The following is a 1303-nucleotide window of genomic DNA, read 5'->3' on the forward strand; positions in this document are numbered from 1 at the left end:
CTATGTATGGAACGGATAAACGCTGAAGGCATCTAAGCGTGAAGCCGCCCTCAAGATAAGATTTCCCATTCTTCGGAAGTAAGATCCCTTAAAGATAATGAGGTAGATAGGTTGGAGGTGTAAGCACAGTAATGTGTTCAGCTGACCAATACTAATAGATCGAGGGCTTGACCTAATAAAGATTTTATGATGAAAGTTTGATTGTATTCGGTTTTGAAGGTGCATAACCTTTACAGGAAGGCGGTCGAGTCCGCTGACCTCATAAATTGAAAATTTCCGGTGATGATGCGCTTAGGGGACACACCCGTTCCCATTCCGAACACGACGGTTAAGACCTAAGCGGTCGATGGTACTTGGTGGGAAGTTGCCTGGGAGAGTAGATGGTCGCCGGAATCCAATTTTCAATTACGGGGTGTGGCGCAGCTTGGCTAGCGCGCCTGATTTGGGATCAGGAGGTCGCAGGTTCGAATCCTGTCACCCCGAGTTTTATAATATGGTGGGTATGGCACAGTTGGTTAGCGCGCCAGATTGTGGCTCTGGAGGTCGTGGGTTCGAATCCCACTATCCACCCTTTTTTATGGGTCACTAGCTCAGTTGGTAGAGCACTGGACTTTTAATCCAGGTGTCTCGGGTTCGAGTCCCGAGTGACTCATTTCTTATTTTGCGCAGCCGTGGCGGAATTGGCATACGCGCTAGACTAAGGATCTAGTCCAGATTCTGGGTAGGGGTTCAAGTCCCCTCGGCTGCATATAGGATGTGCGCGAGTGGCTCAGTGGTAGAGCATCGCCTTGCCAAGGCGAGGGTCGCGAGTTCGAATCTCGTCTCGCGCTTTCTATTTCGTATCCTGCAATTATCGTATGATGGGCTATCGCCAAGCGGTAAGGCACAGGACTTTGACTCCTGCATTCGCTGGTTCGAATCCAGCTAGCCCAGGTCTCAAAAAAAGAAAGCGAAATAGCTTTATATAATGGGGTATCGCCAAGCGGTAAGGCAACGGATTCTGATTCCGTCATTCGCAGGTTCGAATCCTGCTACCCTAGTTTCGAGAGAAGAAAACTCTCTAAAAAATTTCATAATGGGGTATCGCCAAGCGGTAAGGCAACGGATTCTGATTCCGTCATTCGCAGGTTCGAATCCTGCTACCCTAGCTAAAAAGAGTCTGATTATCAGGCTCTTTTTTTTATTGGTGAATCCAATAAAAACCCCCGGCTATGCCGGGGGAATCAGTGAGCTTCAGCTTCAAGCAAAAACCTCCTATGCTATAATTATCTTGAGTCCGCCAAGACACAAGAAAGCATAGGAG

Annotated in this window: 8 tRNA genes and 2 rRNA genes; all 10 read left to right on the plus strand. The window is 48.1% G+C overall.

Features of this window, described 5'->3' with window-relative positions:
• Window positions 1-175: ribosomal RNA gene (locus tag INF29_RS14240) — 23S ribosomal RNA — on the plus strand; the annotation flags it as partial.
• Window positions 176-275: 100 nt separating this feature from the next.
• Window positions 276-393: ribosomal RNA gene (gene rrf / locus INF29_RS14245) — 5S ribosomal RNA — on the plus strand.
• 15 nt (window positions 394-408) lie between these two features.
• Window positions 409-483: transfer RNA gene (locus INF29_RS14250), tRNA-Pro, on the plus strand.
• A gap of 13 nt (window positions 484-496) precedes the next feature.
• Window positions 497-570 (plus strand) — tRNA-His (locus INF29_RS14255).
• A gap of 9 nt (window positions 571-579) precedes the next feature.
• Window positions 580-652 (plus strand) — tRNA-Lys (locus tag INF29_RS14260).
• 13 nt (window positions 653-665) lie between these two features.
• Window positions 666-748, plus strand: a tRNA-Leu gene (locus INF29_RS14265).
• Window positions 749-758: 10 nt separating this feature from the next.
• Window positions 759-830: transfer RNA gene (locus INF29_RS14270), tRNA-Gly, on the plus strand.
• 31 nt (window positions 831-861) lie between these two features.
• Window positions 862-933 (plus strand) — tRNA-Gln (locus INF29_RS14275).
• A gap of 35 nt (window positions 934-968) precedes the next feature.
• A tRNA-Gln gene (locus tag INF29_RS14280) sits at window positions 969-1040 on the plus strand.
• Between the two features lie 36 nt (window positions 1041-1076).
• Window positions 1077-1148, plus strand: a tRNA-Gln gene (locus tag INF29_RS14285).
• Window positions 1149-1303: the final 155 nt, after the last annotated feature.

The sequence above is a fragment of the Anaerotignum lactatifermentans genome (assembly GCF_014982935.1).
Taxonomy (GTDB): domain Bacteria; phylum Bacillota; class Clostridia; order Lachnospirales; family Anaerotignaceae; genus Anaerotignum; species Anaerotignum lactatifermentans.